Origin of the sequence: Nocardioides turkmenicus (genome assembly GCF_011045035.1) — a bacterium.
Lineage (GTDB): Bacteria > Actinomycetota > Actinomycetes > Propionibacteriales > Nocardioidaceae > Nocardioides > Nocardioides turkmenicus.
The window spans coordinates 1-20,972 of the sequence record NZ_JAALAA010000026.1 but is presented as its reverse complement, the minus strand read 5'-3'; the positions used below and the strand labels follow the sequence as shown (position 1 = coordinate 20,972).

Here is a 20,972-nt window from a genome sequence, read left to right as displayed (position 1 = left end):
TCGGATCTCATTCTTGGCCCATTTAGTATTCGTTACGTCTTTCGTCACGTTAGGATGACGGAATGACCGAAACGATTGTGGTCGACGAGAAGCTCTGCCGTTTCCCCGGTTGTCCCCTTCCGGCGGCGGCATCGGAGAGCGGGAGCGGCCGGCCGCCGGAGTACTGCGAGGATCCCGCCCACAACCGCGCCGCCGCCTGGCGCGAGCGGAAGCGTCTGCAACGACTCGCGGAGTCCCGGCCGCCCGAGGAGACCGCCCGCCCGGTGCAGGCCGCACAGCAACGGGCCGCGGAGATCACCACGCAGCTGACCCAGCTCGCCGACCGGTTCCTCGACCAGCTCCCGAAGGCGCTGGAGGAACTACGTACGCTCGGCGACCCGACCGCGGCCGAGGCGCAGATCGCCACTGTGCAGAGCGAGGCGCAGGAGCAGATCGCGGCAGCAACCGCTCGCGCAGTGCGGGCCGAGCATGCCCGGCGCGTTGCCGAGGCGGAGCGGGACGAGGCGGATGCGGCCGCCGCGGAGGCGTCGGAGGAGGCCGAGCGCTCCGCCGAGATCCTGCGAGAGGCCCTGGCGGCCACCGCGGCAGCCGAGGAGTCCCGCCAGGCCGCACAGGCGGCGCTGGAGACGGCCGAAGCCTCCGCCGCGACCGCGGCTCAGACCGCCGCCTCGACGATCGCGTCGTTGGAGAAACGACTCGACGAGATGGCGTCCGAGCGCACGTCCCTCGCCGAGAAGCTCGAGAAGGCACAGGCGGAGCACGCCTCGGCCGTGCAGCGCCGCCGGAGCGAGGCCGCCCGCGCCGATCATGCCGAGAAGGCGATGGCGCGCCTGCAGGAGCAGCTGATCGCGGAGAAGAAGGCAGCCGAGAAGGCGGCGGCCAGCGCGGAGGCGACGACCTCGAGCCTGCGTACGCAGCGCGACACCGCCCGCGAGCAGATCGACACACTCCGGGACCAGCTCGCCGACCTGCGAGGCAGCGAGGCGGCGGCCAAGGCGGACCGCGACGCCACCCGCGCCGAGCTCGACCGCGAGCGCGCCCATGCGGCCCAGCGGCTCGACGACCTGCGGGCCGCACACCAGGCCCAGGTCGCTCAGCTGCTGGAACAGCTGGAGCGACGTACGCCGTCAACGGATGCCCCCGACGCGGGTTCATGACACGCGGGACCCCAGTTGGAGCTCGGCCGACCACATCCGCTACTGTTCTTCTCGCAAGCGGACGTAGCTCAGTTGGTAGAGCGCAACCTTGCCAAGGTTGAGGTCGCGAGTTCGAGCCTCGTCGTCCGCTCCACATCGAGGGCCGCCCCGCCGGGCGGCCCTCGGTCAATTTCCCGTGGCGAAACCAGCATCTCGCCACGACTGCTCTAGGATTTCACTGCTCTTGGATTTCTTGAGCACCGGGAGTGGATGAGAGCCCAGGTCGAGGCCGACAACCGAAGGACTGTGCGTGGGGGGGCGTTGAGTGAGCGGGAAGTTCATCGACGCCTATTCCGTGCTCCAGATCGGACCGGATGCGGACGACGCGGCCGTGCGCGCACGCCACCGTGAGCTCGCGAAGCAGTTCCACCCCGACCGCGGCGGCCGTGCCGCCGACGGCGAGCTGATGATGCGCATCAACCGGGCGCGCGACGTGCTGCTCGACCCGGTGGCCCGCGCAACCCTCGACGAGGAGCTCGCCCGTCGCCGGCGAACGGCCGCTCCGGCCGAGCCGAAGGACGCCAAGCCGGACACGGCTCCCGGTTCTCCGCCACTCAGCCGCGACCGGCGCTGGCGGGCCGAGTGGGGCTCCCGAGCTCCCTGGACCGCTCCGCCCGCGGGTAGCAGCTCCCCGGGACCGGTGCCACCGCCGCCCGCTCGGGTGCGCCCTTCGGCCAGCCGCCTGCGTCAGGCCACCCGACAGGCTCGGGCGGCCAACCCTGCCCTGTCCGCCCGGCTACGGCCTGCGGCGCCGAAGCCTCCTCGACCGCAGCCCACCGTCCAGCCAGCCGAGAACCCGCAGGCCGCGAGTCCCCGGCCCGCGACTCCACCGCCAGCGAACCCGCAGCCGGTGACGCCACCTCCCGCGGCCGCCGCGCCCAAGAAGCCGACAAGCGCCTGGTCGCTCTACGCGGTGCCGCTCGACGGCGTCTCGGTCGCCTCCCTGATCGCGAGCGTGCTCCTGTGCGGCCCGCTCGGCTTCATCCTCGGCATCATCGGCCTGGCCCGCACCGCCGACGACAAGCGCCGCGGTCGTTGGGCCGCGGTCGCCGGCATCGCCATCAGCACCCTCACGATGCTGGTCGTCATCGGCTACGTGATGCAGGCGATGTCCGCACCCGCGCCCTGACGCGGGGCTCACCCGCCCAGCGGCCACTCCGCGATCACCCGGCAGCCGTGGTTGGCGTACCACTGCAGGCTGATCCGGTCCGCACGGCACCGCGCGGGGAGGAACCGCGCCAGGGACGAACGCGTCGAGCCGAGGTCCGCTCCCCCGGCGACGTGGTCGACGGTCAGGTGTGGCAGCGGCTCGAAGAGCCCCGCATAGGGAGGGCACTGCGGGAACGCCGCGCTCAGCTCGGCGGTCAACGCCGCGAACGGCTCCGCCGGCTCGGGACGGAGATAGATCGTGCCACCGTCGAAGACGCGTACGTCCTCGAGCACGAAGTCGAACGCCGCGGCCGCGGTCGCGATCTTCTCGACCCGCTCCAGATCGGCGGGTTCGGGTGAGCTGAGGAACGGTGTGAGCAGGGTGATGTGCGCGTGGACGAATGCCGGGTCCGAGGAGACGAACGAGTCGTCGTAGTGCCGCGTCCGCTCCAGGACGTACGTCTCAAGCTCGGGCACCGGGACGACGAGCACCGAGTGCCCGGCCGGTGCGGTCGCGGACTTCTCGGTGTTCGTCATGGACCGGATTGTCGCCGACGCCCGACGGCTCGGCTAGGGTGCCCGGGTGTCTACGCCTGAGATGCCCGCGGAACTGCTCAAGCACGCTCTCGATGCCACCGGGTTCATGCCCCCCGAGGAGGGCATCGCGCTGTTCGAGTACGCCGTGGAGCGGCTGCCGCACGGGCCCGCGGTCGAGATCGGCACCTACTGCGGGAAGTCGTCGGTCTACCTCGGCGCCGCGGCGAAGCTGACCGGCGGCACGGTGTTCACCGTCGACCACCACCACGGCAGCGAGGAGAACCAGGCGGGCTGGGAGCACCACGACACCACCCTGGTCGATCCGTCCACCGGGCGGCTGGACACCCTCCCGACCTTCCGGCGCACCATCGAGCAGGCCGGCCTCGAGAACGAGGTGGTCGCCGTGATCGGCGCCTCGACGACCGTCAGCCGGTGGTGGACCACGCCGGTCTCGTTCCTGTTCATCGACGGCGGCCACGGCGTCGAGCCCGCCCAGCAGGACTACCGCGGCTGGGCGCCGAAGGTCATGCCCGGCGGCCTGCTCCTGGTCCACGACGTGTTCCCCGACCCTGCCGACGGTGGTCGGCCTCCGTACGAGGAGATCTACCTTCCCGCGCTCGCTTCCAAGCAGTTCGAGGAGATCGACGCGGTCGGTTCGCTACGCGTGCTGCGCCGCCCCTGACGTCTCGCACCCACACTCCAACGCCAGCTCCTCGAACCCCGCGGCGAGGGAGGTGCCGCGCATGATGCCGGAGCCCGGGGTGGAGCCGCCGTAGCGTTCGCCGAGGGCGTCCGCGGCGAGGATGACGGCGGCGGCGGTGAAGGTGGAGTGCTCCTCGGGCCAGAACGCGTTGGGGTTCGGGTTGGGGTAGTCGGGCGACTCGTAGACCCAGCCGGTCCAGTAGCCGCCGTCGTCGGCCCGCATGTGCTGCATGTCCGTCAGCAGCACCAGCGCACGGCGATGGTCGCCGAGGTTGTCGAGCGCCATCACCAGCTCACAGGTCTCCGCGCCGGTGACCCAGGGGTTGGTGTCGACGCAGAGAGCGCCGAGGCCGGGGCGCACGAAATGGTCCCAGCGCGACTCGATGAGATCCCGCCCGGCGGCACCGGTGACGGCACCGCCGAGGACCGGGTAGTACCAGTCCATCGAGTGGTGCGACTTGTCCTCGAACGCGTCGCGGTGGTGGCGCAGCGCGTGGCCGAGGCGGCCGCCGACGATCTCCCACTCCGGCTGCGGGTCGTCCATCAGGTCGGCGAGGGCGACGCCGGCGCGCAGTGACTGGTAGATCGAGGACGAGCCGGTGAGCAGGGCGAACGGGTCTCGCGGCGTCCACGCGATCCCACCGAAGGGCAGCTGCAGGCCGACCACGAAGTCGAGCCCGGCGCGTACGGAGGGCCAGTGCCGCTCCACGAACGCCCGGTCACGCCGGATCAGCCAGTGGTGCCAGAGCCCGACCGCGAAGTAGGCGGACATGTTGGACTCGCCGATCGTCTCGACCGGAGCCCCAGCGACGATCTTCATCGGCCAGGAGCCGTCGGGGTTCTGTAGAGACGGGATCCACGAGTACGCAGCCTCGGCCTCCTCCACCAGGCCACCGACGAGCAGGCCCATGGCCGCCTCGACGTGGTTCCAGATGTCGGTGTGCTGGCCCGGGACCCACGGGATCGCGCCGGACGACTCCTGGGCACGGGCGATGGCCCCGGCCGTGGCCGCGACCTGGGCAGGGGTCAGCACCCCGTCGACGTACGGGATCTCCACTCTCATCCCAGGATCAGCCGGCCGGGGTCGGGTCCGTGGCGATGGGGCCCGGCTTGCGGAAGTAGAGCACCATGCTCTTGCCGATCACCGGGTCGAGGACCTTCCCGGCGAGCCGCAGCGGCAGCGGGTTCTTCATGATCTCCCAGACCAGGACCTGGTGGTAGGCCTTCACCAGCGGGTGCTTGTCGTTGTCGACGCCGACGGCCGACTTCAGCCACCAGTAGGGCGCGTGCAGGCCGTGGGCGTAGGACTTGCCCTCGAAGATCATCGCCTCGCCCGGGGTGCCGTCGTTGGGACGGCCGGCCTTGGTGACCTTGTCGATGAGCTCGTGGTCGGTGTAGATGCGGATGTGGCCGCCCGTGGTGTTGTGGTAGTCGGCCGAGAGCTTCCAGTTGACGACCTCGGGCAGCCAGCGCGGCACCGAGATGGCCATCGTGCCGCCCGGGCGGAGCACCCGGACGAGCTCCTTGATCGCGTCGACGTCGTGGTGGATGTGCTCCAGCACCTCAGCAGCCACGACCCGGTCGAACTCACCGTCGGCGAAGGGCAGCGACAGGGCGTCGCCCTCCTTGACCTCCGCGTTGGCTCCAGCAGGGACCTCGTCGCGCATCGCGAAGAACCACTCGGAGACCTTGGCGAGCTCCTCGGCGTCCTGGTCGAACGCGATCACGTCGGCGCCACGGCGGTACATCTCGAAGGCGTGCCGGCCACCGCCGGCACCCATGTCGAGCACGCGCTCCCCTGCCTTCAGGCCAAGGCGGTCGAAATCAACGGTGAGCACGGCTCACTTCCTTTCCTTCGAGAATCCATCGATCGTCTGCTGGTAGAGCGTCGTCATCCGCTCGGCCACGGCGTGCCAGGAGAAGTGTTCCTCGACCCGGGCGCGCCCGGCGGCCGAGTAGCGAGCCCGGCGCTCGGGGTCGTCGAGCAGCGCCGCGATGGCCTGCTCCAGCTCCTCGGTGTCACCCGGGGTGACCTGCTTGGCGCACAGGTCGTCGGGGCCGACGACCTCCGGGATCGCGCCGGCGCGGGAGACCACGAGCGGGGTGCCGCACGCCATCAGCTCGGCGGTGGGCAGCGAGAAGCCCTCGTAGAGCGAAGGCACGCAGGCGATCTCCGCCGAGCCCATCAGCTCGACGAGCTCGGCGTCGGAGATGCCGTTGACGAAACGTACGTGGTCCTCGATCGCCAGCTTCTCGACGAGCTGCTCGGTCGGACCGCCCTTCTTGGGCTTCGAGACCAGGACCAGCTCCAGATCGCGCTCGGTGCGCAGCTTGGCGAAGGCCTCGAGCAGGAAGGCGATGCCCTTGAGCGGGGCGTCGGCGCTGGCCATGGCCAGGATCCGGCCCTGGACACGGGGCCCGGTCGGCGGGACGAACTCCTCGGGCACGCCGAGGTGCACGGTCTGCACGCGCTCGGACGGAACGCCGAAGTCGGTCAGGATGTCGCGCTTGGAGTTGTCGGACGGCGTGATCACGTGGCGGAGCTGCGCGGCGACCTTCGCCTGCATCTTCACGAACGAGTACCAGCGCCAGACGCCGAACTTCTTCTTCCACCCCTCGGCGCTCTCCAACTCGATGCGCCGGTCGAAGGAGATCGGGTGGTGGATGGTGGTCACCAGCGGAAGCCCCAGCTCGGGCTCGATGCTCAGCAGCGGCGTGGCCAGCGTCTGGTTGTCGTGGACGATGTCGAAGTCGTCCTTCCGCTCCTTCAGCACCTTGACCACCCGCTTGGCGAAGGTCAGCGGCTCGGGGAAGGCGCCGGTGCGCATCCGCACCCACTCCTCGACGTCGACCAGGTCGCGGATCTCGGAGAGCTTCGGGTTGCCGAACGGGTTGGGCTCCTCGTAGAGGCCCAGGCTCGGCACCTTGGTGAGGGTGACCCCCTCCCCCTCGAGGTCGAGCTCGGGATAGGGCTGCCCGGAGAAGACCTCGACGGTGTGCCCCAGCTTGGCGAGCTCTCGACTCAGATGGCGGATATAGACGCCTTGACCGCCGACATGCGGCTTGCTGCGATACGACAGCAGAGCGATCCGCATCCGCCACCTCCCTCGAAACCAGGCTGAACAAAACTAGAACGTGTTCTATACTAGCAGGTAGCCAGCGCCAGTCACTCTAATGCAGCCGCTTCAACAGACGGTGTCCGGCTGGGCGTCTAGGCTGGTGTCGTGGAGGGTTTCTGGACCCGGTTCCGCCTCGACCCGAGGCAGGCCGACAACGCACACATGCGCGCCTCCGATGCCGATCGGGAGGTCGTACGCACCGTCCTGGCCGACGCGTTCGCCGACGGCCGGCTCACCCGTGAGGAGCACGAGGAGCGGGTCGGCACCCTGCTCGAGGCCCGTACGCTCGGCGAGCTGCCCGGGCTCGTGGACGACCTCGTGGTCCTCACGCCCGTCCCCGCCGTGGACGGGACGCACCTGCCCGAGACGCTCAGCTTCCGCGAGCAGGGGGCGGCGGCCTACCGCAAGGAGCTGCAGGAGGCGCTCGCCACCTTCTTGATGGTCAGCCTCATCACCTGGGGAATCTGGGCGTTCACCACCGCCCCCGACGGTCACCCCTGGCCGATCTACCCGATGCTCTTCCTGGTCGTGAACCTGGTCGGCACCGGCGTACGCCGCGAGGCGATCGTGGAGCGCGAGGTTCACCGCCTCGAGAAGAAGGCCGCCAAGAAGACGGCGAAGAAGGCCGCGCGGGCCGAGATCGAGGCAGCCCCCGAGACTGCCGCCCCGATCCTCGACCCGCCGGCGGAGCGATCGGAGAAGGACCGGCCCGCCGATCCCTCGTGAGCCCGGCTAGGCACCCAGCTGCGGGTCGCTCACGGAGGGACGTCCGTTCTCCAGGTGGCCGGCGAACCCGCGCACCCAGGTCGTGCCCGGGATCGTGAGCGTCACGTCGTACCAGCCACCGGTGGCGCGCGTGTCCAGGTGGCCGGAGCGGATCCGGCCGGCGTACGCACTGGTGATCTCGGCCTTCCGCGGGGCGGTCACGGTGAGCCGCTGCGAGCCGCCCTCGCGCCGCAGGCCGGCAGGAGCCGGGTCGGAGCCCGCGGTGCCGGCGTAGGAGCGGAAGAAGCCGTTGGGGCCGTGCAGGTGGATCTCGTAGTCGCCGCTGACCGGCCAGCGCACCGAGAGGCTGTCACCGGCGCCGACGGTGTAGCTGTGCGGCGCGCCCTCCGGAGCGAGGAGTCGGGCCTGGAAGTGGGCGCCGACGCTGCCGGTGTTGTGGATCTCGACGGCGATCTCACCGGTGGCGGGGAGCTCGACCACCTCGAGCCGGTAGGGCGTGGGCCGCGCCGGGCGGGTGCCGCGCTCCTGCCTCGGCATCTTCCCGTTCGCCGGCGCCTCGGGCGCGTAGTCCGGGTGCCGCTCGCGGTCGGTCGGCGCCCAGCCGCTGGTGTCGGGCAGCGTGGGCGGCTCGGCGGTGCGGGAGAAGTCGAAGGCCGAGGTCAGGTCGCCACAGACCGCTCGGCGCCAGGGGGTGATGTTGGGCTCGGTGACGCCGAAGCGCTTCTCCATGAACCGCAGGATCGAGGTGTGGTCGAAGGTCTCCGAGGAGACCCAGCCGCCGACGCTCCACGGGGAGACGACGAACATCGGCACCCGGGGGCCGAGGCCGTAGTGACCGTCGCCCTGGGAGCCGGTGTAGAGCTCGTGCTCGGTCGAGACGGTCGACTCCCCCGGCACCAGCGGGCTGTTGATGTGCGGCGGGACGAGGTGGTCGAAGAAGCCGTCGTTCTCGTCGTAGGTGATGAACAGCGCCGTCTTCGCCCACACCTCCGGGTTGGAGGTGAGCGCGTCGAGGACCTTGGCGATGTACCACGCGCCGTAGTTGGTCGGCCAGTTCGAGTGCTCCGAGAACGCCTCCGGCGCCGCGATCCAGCTGATCGAGGGCAGGTTGCCGGCCTCGACGTCGGCGCGCAGGATCTCGAAGTAGTCCTGACCGTCGACGGCGCGGGTCCCGCGACGGGCCTTCTCGAAGAGCGGGCCGCCGGGCTGGGCGTCCTGGAACCGGTTGAAGTAGAGCAGCGAGTTGTCGCCGTAGTTGCCGATGTAGGGGTCCTTGGTCCAGCCCCACCAGTTGTCGCCCTCGGCGTTGAGGCCGTTGCCCTCGTCCTGGTAGACCTTCCAGCTCACCCCGGCGGCCTCGAGCCGCTCGGCGTAGGTGGTCCAGTCGTAGCCGGCCTCGTCGTTGAAGAGCACCGGCCCGCCGCCCTTGCCGTCGTTGCCGGTCCATCCGCTGAGCATGTAGTAGCGGTTGGGGTCGGTGTTGCCGATGAACGAGCAGTAGTAGGCGTCGCACACCGTGAACGCGTCCGCCAGGGCGAAGTGGAACGCCGCGTCCTGCCGCTCGAGGTACGCCATCGTCGTCGTGCCCTTGGCCGGCACCCACTGGTCGTAGCGACCGCCGTTGATCGCCTGCTGGCCGTCGGTCCAGCTGTGCGGCAGCCCCTCGAGGAAGGCGGCGCCCAGGTCGTCGACCTCGGGGTGGAACGGGAGCAGCGTCCCGTCTCCGTTCGGCTGGTGCCACACCGGATTGCCCGAGGGCAGGATCGCCGGGTGCGGGTCGCCGAAGCCACGGACGCCGCGCAGGGTGCCGAGATAGTGCTCGAAGCTGCGGTTCTCCTGCATCAGCACGACCACGTGCTCGATGTCGCGGATCGTGCCGGTCCTCCGGGCGGCGGGGATGGACGCGGCTCGCGCGATGCTCTGGTCGAGCATGGTCAGAGCGGCCGCGCCGCCTGCGAGACCGAGGAACCGACGACGATCGATGTCAACCACAGGAGCTCCTTCAGGTGGGGGTGGGCGCCCACCATCCCCGCTCAGGCGTTCACTGCGGCAACACGTGACTGGTCGTCAGATGACCGGCTGGCGAAGAGTTCGCCGTCGAACACCTCCAGCCGCAGTCGGCGGCGCAGCTGCGCGGTGACGTACGCGGCGACGGCGAACATCACCAGATCGGCCGCGATCAGGGCGAAGAGCCACTCGGCGTCGGCCGGGCCGTCGATCCGCTGCTGGATGTGGAGGTGGGCGACCATCGCCGAGACGATGAACCCGACAGAGGCGTAGAGGGTGATCCGAAGGTCGACGCGCTCTTCGTCGGCACCGGTCACCCAGCGCCGGCCGACGCGGAGGAGGGCGAGCGAGGTCAGCGCCGCGATCACCGGCAGGAACGGCACCGCGTAGCGGGCGTGGATCCAGCCGCCGCCGGCATGGAACGAGGCCAGGTTGACGATGATGATCACGCAGTAGATGCCCATCAGGGCGCGCACGGCGAGGTCCAGGCGCCGCTCCAGGAGCGTCGGCTCCGGTCCCGGGATCACCACCCGGCGCATCACCCCGTCCGGCCGCGGCCGAGCCTTCGCGTTGACGTCGAGCACCATGCCCGTCACGGTGACGACCAGCGTCGCCGCGGCAGCGACGATCCAGATCTTCGGGATCACGTCGTCGGCCCACAGCGAGCCGTACAGGTGCAGGTAGAGCTCCGGGTTGACCAGCTGGAAGAGAGTGTCGCCGTGGGTCTGCCGGGAGAACTTCTCGAAGAGCGCCGCGGAGGCGGTCGGGTCGCCGTAGAGCACGATGTTGCGTACGTAGAACCAGCCGATCACGATCACCGGCGCCAGCCCGATCCGGACGGCCAGGAGCACACCCCGTCGGAACGTACGCATGGTCGGGTCGCGCAGCCACAGCGCAGCCAGCACACAGCCACCGAGCACGAGCACCGCGACCAGACCGGTCGAGCGGAAGCTGGCCGCGGCGACACCCGCGGCCGTGGCCCAGACCAGCCGGTCGCGGGTGACGCCCTCGCGGACCATCCGGAAGCCGAGCAGCAGGGTCAGCGAGGCGGCGACCGTTCCCCAGCCGTCGTTGTAGATCGCTCCCCCGTCGTAGGTCACCGCGCCGCAGCCGAGCACCATGGCTGCGGCGAGCACCGGGACGACGCGGCGCCTGGGCACCAGCTCACGCGCGAGCAGCCCGACCAGAATGATGCTCAGCGCGTAGCCGAGCGCGTTGAGCAGGCGCATCCCCAGAAGCGTGACGCCGACCCCGGCCGCACCGCCCACCGCGTCCCCGAGCCAGACCAGCGGCAGGCTCATCACGTAGAACAGCGGCGGGTGGTTGGCGACCCAGATGTCACGTCGCGGCTCGTCGAGCCCGAAGAGCGCCTCGGCGAACTGCGGGTAGCGCACCGGGTCGGAGGGGGTGTTCGTGTCGATCGTCGGCAGCACGCCTTGGGACAGGACGATGGCGTACGCCGCGTGCTGCTTCTCGTCGGCCTTCAGCAGCGGCGGCATCCCGATCGCGTACTGCGCGCTCATCGCGAAGCCGAGCACCCCCAGCAGAAGCAGGCAAACGGTCACCTGGGGCAGCGAGCGCGTGAGCGTAGACACCTCGACAAGCTAGTGGTTCGGGGTGCCGTCCAGGTGACGAGCGGGCAAACGGTCGACCGCTTTCAGTCGGCGACCATCGAGGAGCCGGCCGCGACCTGCTCCCTGGTCGTACGCCGCCGCACATCGCGCCTGTGACGCCAGATCTGCACCGCGCCGAGACCCCAGAACAGGTACTGCACCGACATCGCCCAGTGGAACGCCTCCGGCGTGTAGGTGGTCGAGGCCCCCGGCGTACGCCAGTCGAGGATCCAGCCGACCAGCACGATCACCAGCAGCGCGGCGACGAAGCCACCCTGGTTGATGATCCCGCTGGCGCTCGCCATCCGTGCCGGCGGGTTGCTGGTGCGGCCGACGTCGAAACCGATCATCGACGCCGGGCCGCCGACACCGACCACGCACATCAGGAGCAGCAGCACGGGCAGCGGCGCTTCGCCGGGCCAGGCGAGGACGACGGTCCAGACGGAGGCGATCGCAGCGATCATCGTCAGCGCCACCGTCGAACGGTGCCATGGGTGTCGTCCGGCGAGGACGCCCATCACCGGGCCCGCGGCCAGGGCCGCGACGACGGTGACGGAGAGCAGGGTGCCGGCGAGGGTGTCGGAGAGCCCCTCGGCGGTGACGAGGAACGGGAAGCCCCACAGCAGCCCCATCAGGTGGGAGCTGAACGGGGTGGAGAAGTGGATCCAGAAGCCGAGGCGAGTTCCCGGCTGGTACCAGGACGCCCTGAGGCTGCGGCCGACCTCCCGCGGCTTGAGGGCGGTGCCACGCCGGTGCCGGGCGCCGGGACCGTCATGGACGAAGAAAAACAGCAGGACCAGGAGGACCGGGCCGATGAGGGCGGCCGTCAGGTAGGCGCGGGTCCAGCCGAGGTGGCCGAGCGCCCAGGTCATCGGGACGGCGGCGGCGATCGCTCCGATCTGGCCGACGGTGCCGGTCAGCTGGCTGACCAGCGGCACCTTGCGGGCCGGGAACCACGACGGCACCAGCCGCAGCACGCAGATGAACGTCATCGCGTCGCCCATCCCGACGAACGTACGTGCCAGCAGCGCCAGCGGGTAGGAGTCGGCGAACGCGAAGCCGGTCTGTGCCAGAGCCAGGATCACGGCGCCTGCAGAGAGGACCGTACGCGACCCGTACCGGTCCACCAGCAACCCCACCGGGACCTGCATGAACGCATAGACGAGCAGCTGGAGCATCGTGAAGACGGCCAACTGGCTGGCGCCGATCCCGAAGCGCTCGGTGGCCACCAGGCCGGCCACCGCCAGGCTGCTGCGATGGAAGACCGCCAAGCCGTAGACCGCTACGCCGATGCCCCACACGAGCCATGAGCGGGCGGAGGACTGGGGATCTTCGTGGCTCACACAGAGAGGTTACGGCGCCTTCGGGGTAGCCGAGCCGCCGGTGCTCTCCCGTGGACGCCTCGGCGCGACATCGGTCACAGGACCTGCCGTCACGGGCGCGACGAGAGCCGGAGCGGCGTCGAACGTGCCCGGCCGCATCCGGCGGCGCAGCTCGGTGGCGACGTACGCGGCGACCGCGAACATCACCAGGTCGGCAGCCACCAGCGCGACCAGCGCGAAGGTGCTGCTGACCGGGCCGTCGACGTACTGCTCGGTGTCGAGGTGGCACACCAGGCCGACGACCATGAAGGCGAGCGAGACGCCGAGACCGACCCGCAGGTCGCGTGCCTCGTCGAGCGCGGTCTCACCGGTGGTCGGGCCGGTCGACACCCGCAGCGGCAGGATGCGTCCCAGGCGGAGCGCGGCGATCCCGGCTCCGGCGGCGAGGAACGGCAGGAACGGCACCGCGTAGCGCGCGTGGATCCAGCCGCCGCCGGCGATGAACCCGGCGACGTTGATCAGGATCAGCAGGCAGTAGCCGCCGAGGAGCGCCCAGATCGCCAGGTCCTGGCGGTGCTGCATCGTGCTCTGCGGGACGAGCCGGATGCGCCGCAGGACTCCCGTGCTGCGCGGGTTTGCCTTCGCGGCGGCGTCGAGCACGAGGCCGACCAGGGTCAGCGTGAGCACGATCGCGGCCGCCTGGCTCCAGTGGTTCGCGATGTTGCCGTCGGTCCACAGGCTGCCGAGGAGGTGGCCGTAGAACTCCGGGTTGACCAGCTGGAACAGCGTGGTGCCGTTGGGCTCGCGCCCGAACTTCTCGAAGAGCGAGCTCGACGCCGTCGGGTCGCCGTAGAGCTGGATGTTGCGCACGTAGAACCAGCCGAACACGACCACCGGCGCCATCCCGATGCATGCCGCGATCCCGACGGCACGCCAGAACGTGCCGCGCAGGAACGTACGCAGCGACGGCTCGCGCAGCCACATGGCCACCAGGACGCAGGCGCCGAGGAAGAGCACCGCCACCAGGCCGGTGGAGCGGAAGCCGGCGGCCGCCACCCCGACCGCGGCCGCGGCGATCAGGCGCTCGCGGGTCACGCCCTGCCGGATCATCCGGAAGCCGAGGTAGAGCGTCATGAACGCCGCTGCCGAGGACCAGCCGTCGTTGTAGATGCCGCCGCCCACGAACGTCATCGCGCCGCAGCCGATGCACATCGCCGAGGCGATCACCGGCACCGCCGGGCGCCGTGGCACCAGCTCACGCGCCAGCAGGCCCACCAGGATCGTGGTGAGCGCGAAGCCGAGAGCGTTGAGCAGCCGCATCCCCAGCAGCGTCAGTCCCGGTGAGCCGACCGCGTCGCCGAGCCAGACCAGGGGCTGGCTCATCACATAGAACAGCGGCGGGTGGTTGGCGACCCAGATGTCGCGGTGTGCCTCGTCCGCCCCGAAGAGGCTCTCGGCCAGCTGCGGGTAGCGCGCCGGGTCGTCGGGGATGTCGGTGTCGATCGTCGGCAGCGTCCCCTGGGAGAGCGCCACCGCGTACGCCGCGTGCGCCCGCTCGTCGGCCTTGAACAGGGCCGGCATCGCGATCGCCACCTGGGCGCTCATCGCGAAGCCGAGCACGCCCAGCAGCAGTACGCAGATCGTGGACTGGGACATGGAGACCCGCGGAACAGACACAATTACGACCGTAACGCGCGAAACTGACGTAACCCACGGGCCACGGCTCACAGGGGGTGAACAGAGCGCGACGGACAGGTGAGCGATTGTCGACGCCCCGCTGGTCGAGCCGCCGGAGCCGCTAGGCGGAGGCGTGTCGAGCGTTGTATCGAGCTTGTCGAGATGACCCACACGGTCCCCTCGGCGCTCGATAGGACTGTGTTGGTCTCGACACGCTCGCTGGCGCTCGCGGCTCGACCAGCGCGCAATCTGGCTACTTAGTGGCCGGCGCGCTCACTTCGTCGCCTCCATCATCTGCCTGAGCTCCTTCTTGAGCTCGGAGATCTCGTCACGCAGCCGGGCGGCGACCTCGAACTGGAGCTCGGCGGCGGCGCCCTTCATCTGGTCGGTGAGGTCGCCGATGAGCTGAGCCAGGTCGGAGGACGGGAGGCCGACGAGGCCACGCTCGCGGGCCTCGCGGGCGGCGTCGCCGAGCATCGGGGTCGGGGCCTTCGCGGTCGTCTTGCCCGCACGGCCCTTGGCCTCGGTGCCGGCCCAGGTGTTGAGCAGCTCCTGGGTGGACTCGTCCTCGCGGGCGAGCATGTCGGTGATGTCGGCGATCTTCTTGCGCAGCGGCTGCGGGTCGATGCCGTTGGCCTCGTTGTAGGCGATCTGGATCGCCCGGCGACGGTTGGTCTCCTCGATCGCCGACTCCATGGAGGGGGTGATCTTGTCGGCGTACATGTGCACCTGGCCGGAGACGTTTCGGGCCGCACGACCGATGGTCTGGATCAGCGACTTGTCCGAGCGCAGGAAGCCCTCCTTGTCGGCGTCGAGGATCGAGACCAGGGAGACCTCCGGGAGGTCGAGGCCCTCACGGAGCAGGTTGATGCCGACCAGGACGTCGTACTCCCCCAGCCGCAGGTCGCGCAGGAGCTCGATCCGCTTGAGGGTGTCGACCTCGGAGTGGAGGTATCGGGTCCGGATCCCCGCATCGAGCAGGTAGTCGGTGAGGTCCTCGGACATCTTCTTGGTGAGCGTGGTGACCAGGACGCGCTCGTTCTTGGCGACCCGGTCGTTGATCTCGCCGATCAGGTCGTCGATCTGACCCTTGGTCGGCTTGATGATGACCTCGGGGTCGACCAGGCCGGTCGGGCGGATGATCTGCTCGACGGTGTCGCCGCCGACCTTGTCGAGCTCGTAGTCGCCGGGCGTCGCGGAGAGGTAGATCGTCTGGCCGATCCGCTCCAGGAACTCCTCCCACTTCAGCGGGCGGTTGTCCTGGGCGCTGGGCAGCCGGAAGCCGTGCTCGACCAGGTTGCGCTTACGGGACATGTCGCCCTCGTACATCCCGCCGATCTGCGGGACGGCGACGTGGGACTCGTCGACGACGAGGACGAAGTCCTCCGGGAAGTAGTCGAGCAGACAGTTGGGCGCCGAGCCGCGCTCGCGGCCGTCGATGTGCATCGAGTAGTTCTCGATGCCCGAGCACGAGCCGACCTGCCGCATCATCTCGATGTCGTAGGTCGTACGCATCCGCAGCCGCTGCGCCTCGAGCATCTTTCCCTGCTTCTCGAAGGCGCTCAGCTGCTGGTCGAGCTCGGCCTCGATGCCGTTGATCGCACGCTCCATGCGCTCGGGGCCGGCCACGTAGTGGGTCGCTGGGAAGACATAGAGCTCCTGGTCCTCGGTGAGCACCTCGCCGGTGACGGCGTGCAGCGTCATCAGCCGCTCGATCTCGTCGCCGAAGAACTCGATCCGGACCGCGTGCTCCTCGTAGACCGGGAAGATCTCGAGAGTGTCGCCGCGCACCCGGAACGTGCCGCGGGTGAAGCTCAGGTCGTTGCGGGTGTATTGGATCTCCACCAGGCGCCGCAGGATCGAGTCGCGGTCGTGCTCCTCCCCCACCCGCAGCCGGATCATCCGGTCGACGTACTCCTGCGGGGTGCCGAGACCGTAGATGCACGACACGGTGCTCACCACGATCACGTCGCGCCGGGTCAGCAGCGAGTTGGTGGCCGAGTGGCGCAGCCGCTCGACCTCCTCGTTGATCGAGGAGTCCTTCTCGATGTAGGTGTCGGTCTGGGGGACGTACGCCTCAGGCTGGTAATAGTCGTAGTAGGAGACGAAGTATTCGACCGCGTTGTCCGGGAAGAGCTGGCGCAGCTCGTTGGCGAACTGGGCGGCGAGGGTCTTGTTGGGCTGCAGCACCAGCATCGGACGCTGCAGCTGCTCGGCGGTCCAGGCCACCGTCGCGGTCTTACCGGTGCCGGTCGCGCCGAGCAGGACGACGTCCTTGACGCCGTCCTGGATCCGCTTGGTGATCTCCGCGATCGCGGCCGGTTGGTCGCCCGAGGGCTGGTAGTCGGAGACCACCTTGAACGGGGCGACACGACGCTCGAGATCAGTGACAGGACGCATGGTTACGAGACTACGCGGCCCCACCGACAGTTTCGGTTGTGATCACTCCGCTGCGGCCGGACGAGGGGCGCTTCAGCGCTGGCGGGCCCCAGAGCAGGGGTAGGGCCACGCCGACCATCGCGCAGATCGCACCGACGACCAGGACGACGTCCGGCAGCGGCCGCAGCTCGGGGAGCATGCGGTCGAGACCCAGGTGGAGCTGGGTGCGCACCGAGACGGAGAACGTCGCCGCGGCCATCCCGAGCAGGAACGCCGAGATCACCGCTGCGGCGATCTCCTCGCGGCGGCGGATCTCGCCCCACGGGACCGCGTCGACGATGGCCAGGAGGCCCACCGACAGCACGATGGCCACCAGCGGCATGATCGTCATCAGGTAGCGCTCGTGCGGGTTGCCGCCGCCGGAGCGGAACTGGGCGAGGTTGACGACGATCACGAAGGCGTGCGCGATCAGCACGAGCAGGCCGACCGTGGCCACCGACGGGACCCGGGGCGCGCTGACGACGAGACCCTGCTCCCGGCCATGGTCACGGAGCCGGGCCACGACGCCTAGCACCAGCCCCAGCAGCGCGACGAGGGTGATCGTGTCGATCACCCAGTGCAGCCCGGTGCCGCGCAGCGGCAGCGGCACCCACAGGTGGTCGTACCAGCCATGCCAGAACCGGGGCGCGGTCATCACCTCGAACCAGGTGTCCACCTGCACCCGCTGGTAGCGCTCCAGGAGCGCCGAGCTCGCGGTCGGGTCGCCGTAGAGCACGATGTTGCGTACGTAGAACCAGCCGATCGCCAGGCCCGGCACCCCGGTGGCGATCGCGGTCAGCCAGGTCGCCCGGCGCAAGCCCTTCCAGGTGCGATCGCGGAGCAGCAGCGTCACCCCGAGCGCGGCCCCGCACATGATCACCGTGATCACGCCGGGCGCCTTCGTCGCGGCGGCCAGCGTGCCGGCGACCGCCATCACGATCAGCCGGTTCCGGGTCACGCCGAGCCTTAGGATGCGCAGCGTCGCGAGCACGGTCAGCGACGAGGCCGCCACCGCGACGCTGTCGTTCATGATGAACCCCGCCGCGACCGCCAGGACCGCGGGCGAGGCCGTGATGGCGGTCGCGAGCATCGCCGCCGCCGGGCGGCGCGGTGTGACCTCGAAGGCGATCAGACCGACCAGGAACACCAGCACCCCGTACGCCAGGGCGCTCACGCCCCGCATCCCGGCGATCAGGACGTGTGGGTTGTCGAGCGCGTCCGCGAGTGCGACCCACGGCACCCCGAGCAGGTAGTAGAGCGGCGGATGGTTGGCGGTCCAGATCAGCCGGTGACGATCGAACTCCTCGCGGTTCGCGCCGCGGGTGATCTGCGGGAAGCGCTCCCGGTCGAGCGCGACCGGCGAGTCGATGGTGGGCAGCTCACCTCGGTGGAGCGAGATCGCGTACGACGCGTTCGGTCCCTCGTCACGCGCGTGGTACGAGAGCGCCTGGGTGGTGGCGAAGTAGAGGCTCATCGAGGCCGCGAACGCGGCCAGCAGCGCGAGCACGACCACCAGCCTGGCCGACGGCCTTGCGGGCGCGTCCGTCGACTCGGAGGCCAGTACCGCAGCGTGACTCATCACACGACTCCCGTGAGTTGGGCAGCATCATGAGCCGCACCCCCATGAGCTCGGGCCGCACGTTAGAGCACGTCCGGTGAGCCGCGAAGGGCGCTCGCCGGATCAGGAGGTGAACGCCTGGCGAACCTCGTCCTCGGTCAGCCCGTAGTCGGCCAGGCTGTAGTCGTGCCGGGGCCGTGCGCTCCCGGTGCGCGACTCGGCGTCGATGCGCGAGACCTCGGCGCGAGCGGCGTCGCTCCACGGGATCTCGAAGTGGGCGTAGATGCGCTCGACCGTGCCGACCGGATCCTTCACGAACTCGCGGTAGTCGACGTCGAGGAACTGCGCCTGGTCGTAGCGCTGTCGGGCCTCGCCGAAGGAGCGCCACGACCGGGAGAGCATCTCCAGCTGGGTAGCCCCGATCGTCTCGCCGACGAACGTGGTCGACATCCCTGCCGTCGCCTCCGCGGACAGCGAGCAACCGGAGGCGACCGAGACCACCGGGTCCCGGTGGGTGACCACCACGAGCGCGTCCGGATAGACCTCCATCAGCGCGTCGAGCGCGACCAGGTGGGAGGGGTTCTTGAGCACCCAGCGCTTGTCGGTGTCGTTGAGCCCGATGAGCTGCAGGCTGCGCCGGTGGTGCTCGTACGCGTCGCGCCAGTCCTGCTTCGCCAGCCAGGCGGAGTAGCGCGGGACGTTGGCCAGCGACTCGAACGAGATCGACTTGCCGCTCTGCCGCAGCACCCGCCAGCACTCCTCGACGCTGGTGGCGTCCATGTAGTGGATCCCCATGAACTCGGGGTTGGTGACGTGGTGCTGCCGGTAGGCGTTCTGCAGCGCGTCGAAGACCGGGTCGTCCTCCCAGGTCTCGCGCGGCGGCCGCGGCTGCGGGAACTCGGTCAGCCAGGTCTCCAGGCCCTGGTGTGCCGGGTCGGCGGCCAGGAGCCGGTGCAGCGCGGTGGTGCCGGTGCGGACGAGCCCGGTCACGAAGATCGGCCGCTCGATGCGTACGTCCTGGTGCTGGGGGAACTCCGCGAAACGGGCCTGGGTCATGAGCCGGCCGACGAGGGCGGACTTCACCTGGGCGCGGTGGAAGTAGTTGCCGACTGGGGTCAGCCCGGCCTCGGGCGAGGCCAGGTCCTCGACGAGGAGCCGCAGCCCCTCCTCGTGGTCGGTCCCTCCGAAGTCGTCGAGCCCGGTGGTGCGGGTGGCGGCGGCGCAGATGTCCTCGTACGTCCCGACGTCCGCTCGCTCACGGGGCATGGTCTCTGTCGGCCGCGCCTCAGTCATGGAACTCCCCGCAGTCCACGTTGAGCACGGTCCCGGTGACCGCGGAGGCCAGGTCGCTGCCCAGGAAGAGCGCCGCCCGGGCCACCTCCTCCGGGGTCGCGAGCCGCTTCAGGTCGGTGGGAGCGGCCTTCTCGGCGTACACCTCCTCGTGCGTGCGCCCCGACTCCGAGGCGATCCAGTCGAAGTAGGCCTTGTTGACGTCCTCGTAGATGTAGGACGGCGCGACGGAGTTGACCCGGATGCCGCGGGGCCCGAGCTCGGTCGCCAGCGAGGAGGCGAGGTGGGCGAGGGCGCCCTTGGAGAGCTTGTAGCCGGCGAACTCGGGCTGGCTCTGGTAGAGCACCGCGGAGTTGATCATCACGATCGCGCCGCCCGGCTTGTCGGGCGTGGCCGCGAGCGCGTCGGCGAAGAGCGCCGAGAGCCGCAGCGGTGCGTAGACGTTGGATTCCTGCGCGAGCCGGAGCGCGTCGAGCGGAATCTGGGTGAGGGGGTCCATCGGCGGAATGCCGAAGGCGTTGTTGAGGAGCACGTCGACACGGCCGAACTCCTCGAGCGCGGCGTCGACCAGGTGCCGGCGGGCATCCTCGTCGGTGATGTCGGTCGGCACGACCAGCGCGCGCCGTCCGTGCTCCTCGACCACGCCGGCCATCTTCTGCAGTCGCTTCTCGGTGCGGCTGGCGAGCACCAGGTCGGCGCCCATCAGCGCGGCCTGCTCGCCCAGCGAGCGGCCGAGACCGGGGCCGACCCCCGAGAGCACGACGACCTTGCCATCCAGGAGTCCAGTCATGGCGCCTAGAGTAGAACGTGTTTCACTTTTCGGGAAGGGTCAGCCGGGAAGAGCGAATCTGGCGACCTCGTCGACCCACTCGGCGTACGCCCCGACCTCCATCGGCACGTCCTGCCCCCGGACGAGGTCGGCGAAGGCACGGTTGACCCGCGACCAATCGGCGCACGAGCCGCACGTCGCCCGCCCACACCCGGCCGTGTGCTCGCGTGCGACCTTCTCGAGGACCTTCTGGAACGTGGCTCCCTCGGCCCCGGCCGCCAGCTCCTCGACCACCGCACCGAGGACCTGGGCGGCCTGGGCCGGCGCTCCCACCAGGATCGCGACGAGGATCCCGAGAGCGCGGAGGACCGACGGCTCGGCGGTGGCGCTCACGACCGGGGCCGTGCGCGCCAGCCGGTAGACCGTGAGCAGCTTCCTCGCGCCACCGGGAGTTGCGCAGAACCTCGCAAGCTCGCTGGTGAAGAGCGCCTCTCCGGGCGACAGCTCGAAGCTCTCCACCACGACCTGGCGCCCGGACCGGTCGCCGGAGCCCGTGGCCAGCGCCGCCGGCCACGACGGCACCGCCTGACGCATCAGCGACCGCATGAAACGCACCGCAGGGTCGCCCGCGAACGCGCGCATCGCGAACGGCACGTCGAACACCCGAGAGATGTACGCCGCGGGCTCCGCCACCCGGCCCTCGAGCGACTTCTGCATCGCCCGCGCGTCGACCGCCGCGACGACCGCGACGCCGTCCTGGCCGCCCAGCTCGTCGACGGCCCGCAGCACCCCAGCCGCGGTGGCAGGGTCGCAGCGGTCCAGGTCGTCGACATAGACGTACGTCCGGACAGCGGGTGAACCGGGCAGCGCGCCGGCGGGCGGGGGTGGC

The 20,972-nt window shown here is 70.1% G+C and carries 17 protein-coding genes and 1 tRNA gene; 5 read left to right on the top strand and 13 right to left on the bottom strand.

What is annotated here, in order from left to right; all coding sequences use genetic code 11:
- The first annotated feature begins 62 nt into the window (after nucleotides 1–62).
- From G5C66_RS22800 to G5C66_RS22790, 3 genes are all read left to right on the top strand, one after another.
- Complete coding sequence (locus tag G5C66_RS22800) at nucleotides 63–1,157, top strand: hypothetical protein (protein ID WP_165113431.1); 1,095 nt, start codon at nucleotides 63–65, stop codon at nucleotides 1,155–1,157.
- A 57-nt stretch (nucleotides 1,158–1,214) separates the two neighbouring features.
- A tRNA-Gly gene (locus G5C66_RS22795) sits at nucleotides 1,215–1,290 on the top strand.
- Nucleotides 1,291–1,461: 171 nt separating this feature from the next.
- The gene (locus G5C66_RS22790; protein ID WP_165113429.1) at nucleotides 1,462–2,325 is read left to right on the top strand and encodes a DnaJ domain-containing protein; all 864 of its coding nucleotides are present in this window, start codon (nucleotides 1,462–1,464) and stop codon (nucleotides 2,323–2,325) included.
- Nucleotides 2,326–2,333: 8 nt separating this feature from the next.
- Here G5C66_RS22790 and G5C66_RS22785 read toward each other — a convergent pair whose 3' ends face one another.
- Complete coding sequence (locus G5C66_RS22785; protein ID WP_165113427.1) at nucleotides 2,334–2,882, bottom strand: 2'-5' RNA ligase family protein; 549 nt, start codon at nucleotides 2,880–2,882, stop codon at nucleotides 2,334–2,336.
- 46 nt (nucleotides 2,883–2,928) lie between these two features.
- Between G5C66_RS22785 and G5C66_RS22780 the strand changes: the two genes are divergently transcribed.
- Nucleotides 2,929–3,564: a class I SAM-dependent methyltransferase gene (locus tag G5C66_RS22780; protein ID WP_338144287.1), complete on the top strand. Its 636-nt coding sequence runs from the start codon at nucleotides 2,929–2,931 to the stop codon at nucleotides 3,562–3,564.
- Here the strand turns inward: G5C66_RS22780 and G5C66_RS22775 are convergent.
- Genes G5C66_RS22775 through G5C66_RS22765 form a run of 3 tightly spaced genes read right to left on the bottom strand, consistent with a single transcriptional unit; the run spans nucleotide 3,541 to nucleotide 6,679 of the window.
- Nucleotides 3,541–4,647 (bottom strand): prenyltransferase, encoded by a 1,107-nt coding sequence (locus G5C66_RS22775; protein ID WP_165113425.1) that lies wholly within the window; start codon nucleotides 4,645–4,647, stop codon nucleotides 3,541–3,543. The two genes, G5C66_RS22780 and G5C66_RS22775, sit on opposite strands and share 24 nt — an antisense overlap.
- 7 nt (nucleotides 4,648–4,654) lie before the next feature.
- Nucleotides 4,655–5,422 (bottom strand): methyltransferase domain-containing protein, encoded by a 768-nt coding sequence (locus G5C66_RS22770; RefSeq protein WP_165113423.1) that lies wholly within the window; start codon nucleotides 5,420–5,422, stop codon nucleotides 4,655–4,657.
- A 3-nt stretch (nucleotides 5,423–5,425) separates the two neighbouring features.
- Complete coding sequence (locus G5C66_RS22765; protein ID WP_165113421.1) at nucleotides 5,426–6,679, bottom strand: glycosyltransferase family 4 protein; 1,254 nt, start codon at nucleotides 6,677–6,679, stop codon at nucleotides 5,426–5,428.
- Between the two features lie 129 nt (nucleotides 6,680–6,808).
- On the opposite strand from G5C66_RS22765, the gene G5C66_RS22760 reads away from it, so the two are divergent.
- The gene (locus G5C66_RS22760) at nucleotides 6,809–7,429 is read left to right on the top strand and encodes a DUF1707 SHOCT-like domain-containing protein (RefSeq protein ID WP_338144286.1); all 621 of its coding nucleotides are present in this window, start codon (nucleotides 6,809–6,811) and stop codon (nucleotides 7,427–7,429) included.
- Nucleotides 7,430–7,435: 6 nt separating this feature from the next.
- Here G5C66_RS22760 and G5C66_RS22755 read toward each other — a convergent pair whose 3' ends face one another.
- From G5C66_RS22755 to G5C66_RS22715, 9 genes are all read right to left on the bottom strand, one after another.
- A complete protein-coding gene (locus G5C66_RS22755) occupies nucleotides 7,436–9,421 on the bottom strand; it encodes a phosphocholine-specific phospholipase C (protein WP_165113419.1) in 1,986 nt (661 codons plus the stop codon).
- A 41-nt stretch (nucleotides 9,422–9,462) separates the two neighbouring features.
- Nucleotides 9,463–11,031: a phospholipid carrier-dependent glycosyltransferase gene (locus tag G5C66_RS22750; protein ID WP_165113417.1), complete on the bottom strand. Its 1,569-nt coding sequence runs from the start codon at nucleotides 11,029–11,031 to the stop codon at nucleotides 9,463–9,465.
- Nucleotides 11,032–11,093: 62 nt separating this feature from the next.
- Entirely contained in the window at nucleotides 11,094–12,392 is a 1,299-nt protein-coding gene (locus G5C66_RS22745) for an MFS transporter (RefSeq protein WP_338144285.1), read from the bottom strand.
- A 9-nt stretch (nucleotides 12,393–12,401) separates the two neighbouring features.
- Nucleotides 12,402–14,048, bottom strand: coding sequence for a hypothetical protein (locus G5C66_RS22740; protein WP_206444464.1), 1,647 nt, complete (start codon nucleotides 14,046–14,048; stop codon nucleotides 12,402–12,404).
- 273 nt (nucleotides 14,049–14,321) lie between these two features.
- On the bottom strand, nucleotides 14,322–16,448 hold the full coding sequence (uvrB, locus tag G5C66_RS22735; RefSeq protein WP_165113415.1) for an excinuclease ABC subunit UvrB: 2,127 nt from the start codon (nucleotides 16,446–16,448) through the stop codon (nucleotides 14,322–14,324).
- Between the two features lie 10 nt (nucleotides 16,449–16,458).
- Nucleotides 16,459–18,045: an ArnT family glycosyltransferase gene (locus G5C66_RS22730; RefSeq protein ID WP_165113413.1), complete on the bottom strand. Its 1,587-nt coding sequence runs from the start codon at nucleotides 18,043–18,045 to the stop codon at nucleotides 16,459–16,461.
- Nucleotides 18,046–18,147: 102 nt separating this feature from the next.
- Nucleotides 18,148–19,317 (bottom strand): sulfotransferase family protein, encoded by a 1,170-nt coding sequence (locus G5C66_RS22725; RefSeq protein WP_206444463.1) that lies wholly within the window; start codon nucleotides 19,315–19,317, stop codon nucleotides 18,148–18,150.
- On the bottom strand, nucleotides 19,310–20,104 hold the full coding sequence (locus G5C66_RS22720; protein WP_165113411.1) for an SDR family oxidoreductase: 795 nt from the start codon (nucleotides 20,102–20,104) through the stop codon (nucleotides 19,310–19,312). Before G5C66_RS22720 ends, G5C66_RS22725 begins: the two co-directional genes overlap by 8 nt.
- Nucleotides 20,105–20,143: 39 nt before the next feature.
- Nucleotides 20,144–20,972 (bottom strand): P-loop NTPase fold protein (locus G5C66_RS22715; RefSeq protein ID WP_206444462.1); only part of this gene is annotated, 829 nt, incomplete at its 5' end.

What these genes read in the sequence shown, in the direction of transcription:
- G5C66_RS22800 (WP_165113431.1), top strand. Translation starts at nt 63, where the DNA reads ATGACCGAAACGATTGTGGTCGACGAGAAGCTCTGCCGTTTCCCCGGT.
- G5C66_RS22785 (WP_165113427.1), bottom strand. Translation starts at nt 2,882, where the DNA reads ATGACGAACACCGAGAAGTCCGCGACCGCACCGGCCGGGCACTCGGTG.
- G5C66_RS22775 (WP_165113425.1), bottom strand. Translation starts at nt 4,647, where the DNA reads ATGAGAGTGGAGATCCCGTACGTCGACGGGGTGCTGACCCCTGCCCAG.
- G5C66_RS22765 (WP_165113421.1), bottom strand. Translation starts at nt 6,679, where the DNA reads ATGCGGATCGCTCTGCTGTCGTATCGCAGCAAGCCGCATGTCGGCGGT.
- uvrB (WP_165113415.1), bottom strand. Translation starts at nt 16,448, where the DNA reads ATGCGTCCTGTCACTGATCTCGAGCGTCGTGTCGCCCCGTTCAAGGTG.
- G5C66_RS22730 (WP_165113413.1), bottom strand. Translation starts at nt 18,045, where the DNA reads ATGAGTCACGCTGCGGTACTGGCCTCCGAGTCGACGGACGCGCCCGCA.
- G5C66_RS22725 (WP_206444463.1), bottom strand. Translation starts at nt 19,317, where the DNA reads ATGACTGAGGCGCGGCCGACAGAGACCATGCCCCGTGAGCGAGCGGAC.
- G5C66_RS22720 (WP_165113411.1), bottom strand. Translation starts at nt 20,104, where the DNA reads ATGACTGGACTCCTGGATGGCAAGGTCGTCGTGCTCTCGGGGGTCGGC.